At 33.8% G+C, this 8150-nt stretch carries 9 protein-coding genes; 2 read left to right on the forward strand and 7 right to left on the reverse strand.

What is annotated here, in order from left to right:
* Positions 1-434: 434 nt before the first annotated feature.
* Positions 435-806 (reverse strand): LysM peptidoglycan-binding domain-containing protein, encoded by a 372-nt coding sequence (locus tag B0A66_RS20640; protein WP_089051745.1) that lies wholly within the window; start codon positions 804-806, stop codon positions 435-437.
* Positions 807-812: 6 nt separating this feature from the next.
* A complete protein-coding gene (locus B0A66_RS20645; RefSeq protein ID WP_089051746.1) occupies positions 813-1289 on the reverse strand; it encodes a BON domain-containing protein in 477 nt (158 codons plus the stop codon).
* 263 nt (positions 1290-1552) lie between these two features.
* Between B0A66_RS20645 and dnaX the strand changes: the two genes are divergently transcribed.
* Both dnaX and B0A66_RS20655 read left to right on the forward strand, forming a co-directional pair.
* Positions 1553-2638: a DNA polymerase III subunit gamma/tau gene (gene dnaX, locus B0A66_RS20650; RefSeq protein ID WP_089051747.1), complete on the forward strand. Its 1086-nt coding sequence runs from the start codon at positions 1553-1555 to the stop codon at positions 2636-2638.
* Positions 2639-2928: 290 nt separating this feature from the next.
* The gene (locus B0A66_RS20655; RefSeq protein WP_244283558.1) at positions 2929-3303 is read left to right on the forward strand and encodes a DNA polymerase III; all 375 of its coding nucleotides are present in this window, start codon (positions 2929-2931) and stop codon (positions 3301-3303) included.
* Between the two features lie 19 nt (positions 3304-3322).
* Here B0A66_RS20655 and B0A66_RS20660 read toward each other — a convergent pair whose 3' ends face one another.
* The 5 genes from B0A66_RS20660 to B0A66_RS20680 all read right to left on the reverse strand — a co-directional run bounded on the left by B0A66_RS20660 (position 3323) and on the right by B0A66_RS20680 (position 8050).
* The gene (locus B0A66_RS20660) at positions 3323-3901 is read right to left on the reverse strand and encodes an NAD(P)H-dependent oxidoreductase (RefSeq protein WP_089051749.1); all 579 of its coding nucleotides are present in this window, start codon (positions 3899-3901) and stop codon (positions 3323-3325) included.
* An 82-nt stretch (positions 3902-3983) separates the two neighbouring features.
* Positions 3984-4544: a Crp/Fnr family transcriptional regulator gene (locus tag B0A66_RS20665; protein WP_089051750.1), complete on the reverse strand. Its 561-nt coding sequence runs from the start codon at positions 4542-4544 to the stop codon at positions 3984-3986.
* Positions 4545-4561: 17 nt separating this feature from the next.
* Complete coding sequence (locus B0A66_RS20670; RefSeq protein WP_089051751.1) at positions 4562-5452, reverse strand: Ppx/GppA phosphatase family protein; 891 nt, start codon at positions 5450-5452, stop codon at positions 4562-4564.
* Positions 5453-5474: 22 nt separating this feature from the next.
* On the reverse strand, positions 5475-7556 hold the full coding sequence (gene ppk1, locus B0A66_RS20675; protein ID WP_089051752.1) for a polyphosphate kinase 1: 2082 nt from the start codon (positions 7554-7556) through the stop codon (positions 5475-5477).
* Entirely contained in the window at positions 7556-8050 is a 495-nt protein-coding gene (locus tag B0A66_RS20680; RefSeq protein ID WP_089051753.1) for a SixA phosphatase family protein, read from the reverse strand. Before B0A66_RS20680 ends, ppk1 begins: the two co-directional genes overlap by 1 nt.
* Positions 8051-8150 lie beyond the last annotated feature (100 nt).

Below are 8150 nucleotides of genomic sequence, written 5' to 3' on the forward strand. Positions count from 1 at the left end.
TAAAATACCTTTTTGTAGCTTTTGGAAAAATCAGTGACTTTTGCGCTAAATAATAAAGTTAGAATTACGCAAAGTGAAACAATTACGGCCAAGAAGACCATGAGTTCTGTGTCCAGAACTGCTGATAAACCTTTTTTGAACATTATTTAATTTAATGGCAAACATGGGCATTATGTTTAATGTTAATAATTAATTAATGTAGGTAATCTTTGCTAAAGTATAAAAAAAATTGGTTCCTCAAAATAAATATGTAGTATTTTATTTATTATTCAAATAAGGATTATAATTATTCGTACATAAGCAATTGTAAATGTAGCAGATAGGAAAAAAGTGAATTTTAAACTTTAACATTTACAAACTAAATCATAACCGATGTACTTTCAATCCAAAAAAAAGTCCATCAAATGATGGACTTATAAACTTATGACTTAATATTAAGCTAGCGGGATTTTCAATATCCAACCAGGCTGAATAATATCGGGATTTTTGATAATATCTTTATTGGCTTCGTAAATAGTCTGCCACGAAACGCCATGTACTTTTCCTATTTTAGATAAAGAATCGCCACTTGTAACAGTATAATTTGTGGTTGCTCCTTCAGGAACTGTAATATTCATTACAACATCGGCACCTCTAAAATCAGGGTCTAATTTTCCGTAGGCATTCCAAAGTTTTTCTTTGTCGTCTGCCGATTTTGCAGCACCATCAATATACAGTACATTATCTTGTTCTCTAACCTGCAAATTTGAAACACCTAAGTTCTTTGCCAAATCTGTTAACTCTTTGTATTTATCCTGTAAACTCATGATATCTTATTTAATCGTTAGTTTATTATCTACTTTTTGAGGCTTTAATTCCTGTATTTTCTGAATTAAAGGCTGCAATTGGCTTCTTTTAATTTCTCCAGAAAGTGTAACAACACCACCAACAACGGTTGCACTTACTCCGTTATACGATTTTACCACATCGCTGACTGCTTTATCCAAAACACTATCTGTAGTAATAATAACAGCTGCCGCAGCAGTTTCTTCCGGCTGCACGATCTGACAGTTGTTCATAACAGATTTTACACCTTTAACTTCTTTTATACTAGCCTCGATTTCTTTTTTAAACGCACCATCTTTACAAATACCCGAAATGGTCGCAACACCATCTTGTACCGTTACTTGCACCTCTGGATTGTCGGCTAATTTAGCCGTAATTTCTTTTTGAATATCTGAATCTTTAGGTGCGCAGGCGATTAAAGAAAGAGCAAAGCTTAACGTCAGTAAAATTGATTTCATTTTCATAGTGATAGTTTTTTAATTATGGACTCATAAAGTTAATTATTTAAAAATCAATATTTTACAAAATACTCTTATGAGTTTTATATGATCTCCATGTTTAGTGTCATAAAAGACTTTATATACTGCATTGGAAAAAACATTTTCAAACGAAAACATTACGTTACTTTCTCCTATTCAACACACTCCAAAATGTACTTAAGATTTATTAATTTGAGATTTGGGATTTGGCAATTTTCAGCCTATATTTGCTATCGAATAAAAAGAATATGGAACAATTTGTAGTATCGGCTCGTAAGTATCGCCCGCAGACATTTAAGGATGTTGTGGGACAAAAAGCCATTACCAACACTTTACTAAATGCCATAGACAGCAATCACCTTGCTTCTGCTCTTTTATTTACAGGACCTCGTGGTGTTGGTAAAACAACCTGCGCTCGTATTTTGGCTCGAAAAATTAATCAGCCCGGATATGATGATCCTAATGAAGATTTTGCTTTTAACGTTTTTGAGTTAGATGCTGCTTCAAATAACTCTGTTGATGATATTCGTAGTCTTATCGATCAGGTTCGAATCCCGCCACAAACCGGGCAATTTAAAGTCTATATTATTGACGAGGTCCATATGTTGTCTTCTGCTGCTTTTAATGCTTTTTTAAAGACATTAGAAGAACCGCCGAAACACGCCATTTTTATTTTGGCAACAACAGAGAAACACAAAATTATTCCAACGATATTATCCCGTTGTCAGATATTTGATTTCAAACGAATTACAGTAAAAGATGCTAAAGAACATTTAGCTGAAGTTGCTAAAAGTCAAGGAATCAATTTTGAAGATGATGCATTGCACATTATTGCTCAAAAAGCAGATGGTGCCATGCGTGATGCTTTGTCTATTTTTGACCGTGTGGTTTCGTATTGCGGAACAAACCTAACACGCCAGGCGGTAACTGAAAATTTAAATGTTTTAGATTACGAAACTTACATTAGCATTACTGATTTACTTTTAGAAAATAAAATTCCGGATCTTTTATTAGCGTATAACGATATACTTTCAAAAGGTTTTGACGGGCATCATTTTATTGCCGGTCTGGCATCACACTTTAGAGATTTACTGGTGAGCAAAACTCCTGCTACGATTTCATTATTGGAAGTAGGTGAACAAGCACAGCAAATGTATGGTGTACAGGCTCAAAAATGTTCTCAGGATTTTTTATTAAAAGGAATTGACATTGCTAATGATTGTGATTTAAAATACAAATTGAGTCAAAATCAGCGTCTTTTAGTAGAACTATGTTTGATGCAATTAGCCTCTATCAACTTTGATGGAGAAAAAAAAAAGTTGAGCAATTCATAATTCCGCCTACTTATTACAAAAATAGTGGTTACTCTATTGTTGAAGCTCCAAAAGCAAAAGAACAAAGTACCTCTACTGAAACTGTAAAACCTGCAACTGAAACTACAGAAAATAATGTTGCGACTACCAATCAGCAACAAACTGCTCCAGCTATAAAACAGGAAGTTCCTGCAACACCAAAACCGGAGTTAAGCAATGAGCCAAAAATTTCTGCATTCTCTTTATCCAGCATACGCAAGAAAAAAGAATTAGAGGCTAACAGTAAGAATTATGTCAAGCCAACTACAGTTTTGCCAACAGAAGATTTCACGAAAACTGAAATGCTGGTACAATGGAACAAATATGCACAACGTTTAGGAGACAAAGGTTTCAAGATTATGGAATCGTTACTACTAATCAACGATCCAACTTTAGACGGAACTGATATTACAATTGAATTACCTAATGAAGGTTCAAAATTAGATTTCGAAAGTCAGCTTAACGGACTTTTAGGGCACTTAAGAGGGCATTTACATAATCACAATATTACTATTACCGTTAATGTAAATGAAACAATTGAGACGAAACGCAGCTTTAACGATCAGGATCGATACAATCGTTTGTTAGAAATAAATCCAAACATCGAACTTTTACGCTCTACATTTGGATTAGATTTACTTTCTTAATTTCTAGATTTAGTTTCTTTTACTTTACCTTGAGTCCAAAATTATACACTTTTTCAATCCATTTTTTTCGCTGTATTTCATCTGAAGTTTTCACAATCCCGATGTAACTTACTTTTACAGGACTTACGCCGCAGAACTGCAATGTCGATTTCTTTAACTGATTTATACTCGGACGTGCAAAAAACAATCTGTAATACCAGCCTGGCTGATCTAAGGTTGTTATAATGTGAGCCGTTTTACCTTTTAGTAATTTATCCCACCAAACAGAATTCTCTCTGTATTGAAATGCCATTCCAGGTAAAAACAAACGATCAATAAATCCTTTTGTAATGGCAGGCAAACCACCCCACCAAACGGGATGAATCCAGACCAAATGATCTGCATTTTTAATTTTCTCCCAAGCTTCAATTAAATCCGGTTCTAATTCTGTTCGCTTTTGGTATCCAAATTGAAGATTCGGATTAAATTTCAATTCGGCAATTGTAATTGTTTCTATCTGAGCCTGAGCTTCAACCGCACCTTTTCGATACGATTCCGCAATAGCGAAATTAAAACTTGACGGATTTGGGTGTCCGTTTATAATGAGTATTTTTTTCATGCTTTAGTTTATGTTTTCGTTTACGTTTTTCTTTTTAAACAAAAATACTAACCTGAATAAAAATTGTCACCGGACAAATGTCCTATAAAATCGCTTTTCGTATTCTGCTTAAATGTCTAGGCGTTACGCCTAAATAGGAAGCTAAATATTGAAGCGGAATCAACTGAAGGTATTTTTTATGATTTTGATACAGCTCTTCATAACGCTGTGTTCCGGATAACTTTTGAAAAGAGATCATTCTTTTTTGCAGCGTTACATATTCCATTTCGGTTAATTTCCTTCCTAATTCCTGCCAATGAATGCCTAATGCATAAAGTTTTTCCAGACTTTCGCGGCTCAAAACCTGTAATTCTGTATCTGCTAATGCCTGAATATTTTCTTCTGCTACATTCTGAGTAATAAAACTCGAAAAAGAAGCCATGAATTCACCTTCAAAAGCAAAGCAATTGGTAATTTCATCTCCCTGATGATTGAAAAAACAGGAACGCAAAATCCCTTTTTCAATAAAGAAAATTTCATTGCTCACCTGATTTTCAGTCAATAAAAGATCTCCCTTTTTGAGTTTTCGGGTGGTAATCAAACCATCCAGAATCTCTAATTCATCTGGAGGTAAAACTTGAATTGCCTCAAAAATTGCTTTCATTAAATTATGCTGAAAACTTAGATTTTACCGTAATACATGGCTTTTACAATTCCGTCAGAAAGTCCAATTTTTGGTACATAAATCTGGCGTGCACCACTCCATTTCATGGCGTTCAGATAAATTCTTGTCGCATGAATAATAACGTCGGCACGATCCGGATTTAATCCCAAATCAGAAATTCTCTGTTCGTAAGTTAAAGAGTTTAGAAACGCATATTGCGAATTAATATAAATGAATGAAAGTGGTTTTTCCTGCTGCTTTCCAGACATTTTAAACAACTTATTGATGTTTCCGCCAGAACCAATTAACGTAACTTCTTCGTAGGCCGCTGTATTGGTCTTAATCCATTTTTCAATTTCATCCCAAACTACATCGTGAACCATTTTATTTAGCAAACGAACGGTTCCCGCTTTAAACGATCTTGAATTAATCAATTTCCCACTAGAAAACAAAGTAAACTCGGTACTTCCACCACCAACATCTACAAAAAGATAGGTTTCATCTGTTTTTAATAAATGATGTAAATCTGTTGAAGCAATAATTGCTGCCTCTTTTTTACCATCAATAATTTCTATTTTGATGTCTGCTTTTTTCTTAATTATAGCGACAACTTCTTTTGCATTGTACGCTTCACGCATTGCCGAAGTAGCAAATGCCATGTAACGCTCTACTTTATGTACTTTCATCAAAAGGTTAAATGCTTTCATAGCATCTACCATTCGCTCTATATTTTCTTGTGAAATTTCTCCAACCGTAAAAGCATCCTGCCCTAAACGAATTGGAACACGAACAAGGGAACTTTTGTTAAACTGAGGTTCTTTACCATCTTGTTCTACAACATTCGATATTAGAAGCCGCATTGCATTGGATCCAATATCTATTGCTGCGTATTTTTTTATGTTAATCATGCTCACTTATGATTTGATTTATTTATTTACTTATTTGAGGAACATTCTCCAGAGCTAAAATTTTATTCTGATAATATTTATAGGTTTCAAGCTGTGCTCTAAATGATGCATGATGATTTCTCGGTTTGTATTTATTATCCAGCTTATAAGAATGGTATCTTACTTTAACATTCCCTTTCCATGCAATATTAAAATTATCAATTAATTCTTTTTTGATTTCATGGTCGTAAATCGGACATGTAACTTCCACCCTTCCGTCTAAATTTCTGGTCATGAAATCGGCTGATGAAATGTATACTTCATTTAAACCTGCATTTCCAAAAATATAAACTCTGGAATGTTCTAAGTAATTATCGACAATACTTATTGCTTCGATATTTTCACTCATTCCCGGAATCCCCGGAATCAAAGAACAAATTCCTCTTACCTGAAGTTGAATTTTAACTCCTGCATTACTGGCTTCGTATAATTTATCAATCATTTTAAAATCAGATAAACTATTCATTTTTAATTTAATAAATGTTTTTCTACCTGCTAAAGCGTGCAGAATTTCACGATCGATTAATTTGATAAATTTTGTTCGTGTGTAATGTGGCGATACGATTAGATGTTTGTATCGGTGTACTCTGTAATTGATATCGAAAAATTCGAATATTTTATTTATGTCTTTTAAAATTCCCTGATGACAAGTAAAAAGCGTAACATCGGTGTAAATTTTAGCTGTAGATTCATTGAAGTTTCCCGTCGAAATAAATCCGTAACGACGGCTTTTTCCTTCTTCCGTTCTTTCAATTAAACAAATTTTGCTGTGTACTTTTAGTCCTTTGATACCAAAAATTAATTCAATTCCCTCTGTCTGCATTTGCTCAGCATACGAAATATTGCTCGCTTCATCAAAACGTGCCTGAAGTTCGATCTGAACTACTACTTTTTTACCATTTTTAGCCGCATTAATCAGCGAACTAATAATTTGTGAATTCTTAGCCAGACGATACAGCGTAATTTTTATACTGGTTACTTTTGGATCTAAAGCTGCTTCACGCAAAAACTTCGTTAGGTATGAAAACGACTGATACGGAGCATGCAACAAATAATCTTGTTTGCTTATTTTTTCTAAAATACTTCCTCCCAGACTTAAACCCGGAATTGGTAAAGGCTCATTTGGCTTATACAACAAATCATATCTTCCCAAATTTGGAAAACTCATATAATCGCGTCGATTATGATATCTTCCTCCCGGAATAATACTATCTGTTTCTACAATTTTCATTTTATCTAAAAAGAAACGTAACGTATCATCTTCGATTAAACTATCGTAGATAAAACGAACCGGTTCTCCGATTCTTCTGTCTTTTACGGAATTCGAAATTTTTTCGAGCATACTTTTGCTCAAATCACTGTCGATATCCAGCTGAGCATCGCGGGTAATTTTGATCATGTGTGCTGAAACACTTTTATAATCAAAAATATTAAAGATCTTAACAAGATTATGACGAATCACATCATCAATCAAGATCACATAATGTTTGTCGTCATGCGATGGCAAAACGACAAATCGGTTTATTGTTTTTGGAATTTCGATGACCGCATAGCGAACTTCATCGTTTGTATTCATTTCTAAACGAACGGCAAGATATCCTAATGTATCTTTAAGAATTGGAAATTCAGCCAAATCATTCAAAATGATGGTTACCAATTCCGGACTTAATTTTTGAATGAAAAAATCTTTTAGAAAAGCATCCTGATCCGGTGTAATCTGATCTTCGTTTATAATGAAAATATTCTCCGCTTCTAATTCTGTTTCTATATTTCCCAGAATACGCAAACTTTCTGATTGCTGCTGAATTACAATTTCTGTAATATCCTTAATTAATTGATGTGCAGAAACACCTCCAAGATATTTTTCACCGGAAATTCCGGAAAGACTTAATCGGCGAATTGCGGCATAACGAACTCTGAAAAATTCATCCAGATTGTTCGAAAAAATTCCAACAAAACGCAATCTGTCTAAAAGCGGAACTGTATTATCTCCAGCTTCCTGAAGTACTCGGGCATTAAATGCTAACCAACTTTTTTCTCTATCGATATATTTCTGTTCGTACACTATTCTATTAATTTTAGGTCTTTGGGGAAAATGGTTTTTTGGGTTCTGCCTTTACTAAGTTTATCCCAGGATTCTGTTTCAAATTTTAAACATACAAAGCCAGAGGTGGGAACGTTTTCAATAAAAACATCCCCAAATTTATTAACAAAATTTGTAATAGCCTCGTTATGTCCAAAAAGAATAACGCTTTCTAAACTATTATCACATGATTTAATAACTTTTTCGAGTTGTTTATCATCGAACGTGTATAAATCGTCTTTATAAACGATGCTTTCTATTGGGTAAGAAAGATTTTGTGCAAAAATAAGAGCCGTTTCTGAAGCTCTTGCTGCAGTGCTGCTCCAGATAACATAGGTTTTAGGAAGAAACTCTGCAATTTGACCTGATACTTTATGAGCATCTAAAATTCCCTTCTTCATCAATGGTCTGTCAAAATCTTTTAGAGGTGCTTCCCAACTCGATTTAGCATGGCGTATTAAAATTAAGTTTTTCATAAAGTGGCATAATTTTTAAAAACTTCATTTTATACGAAGTTGATAATTAATAGTGCTTCTAATTTACAAAAGATATTTTAGGATCAATGCATATTGTTGT

It is taken from the genome of Flavobacterium hercynium (assembly GCF_002217285.1).
GTDB lineage: Bacteria > Bacteroidota > Bacteroidia > Flavobacteriales > Flavobacteriaceae > Flavobacterium > Flavobacterium hercynium.

Coding starts and splice junctions, on each gene's coding strand:
- B0A66_RS20640 (WP_089051745.1), bottom strand. CDS start 806: ATGAGTTTACAGGATAAATACAAAGAGTTAACAGATTTGGCAAAGAAC.
- B0A66_RS20645 (WP_089051746.1), bottom strand. CDS start 1,289: ATGAAAATGAAATCAATTTTACTGACGTTAAGCTTTGCTCTTTCTTTA.
- dnaX (WP_089051747.1), top strand. CDS start 1,553: ATGGAACAATTTGTAGTATCGGCTCGTAAGTATCGCCCGCAGACATTT.
- B0A66_RS20660 (WP_089051749.1), bottom strand. CDS start 3,901: ATGAAAAAAATACTCATTATAAACGGACACCCAAATCCGTCAAGTTTT.
- B0A66_RS20665 (WP_089051750.1), bottom strand. CDS start 4,544: ATGAAAGCAATTTTTGAGGCAATTCAAGTTTTACCTCCAGATGAATTA.
- B0A66_RS20670 (WP_089051751.1), bottom strand. CDS start 5,452: ATGATTAACATAAAAAAATACGCAGCAATAGATATTGGATCCAATGCA.
- B0A66_RS20680 (WP_089051753.1), bottom strand. CDS start 8,050: ATGAAAAACTTAATTTTAATACGCCATGCTAAATCGAGTTGGGAAGCA.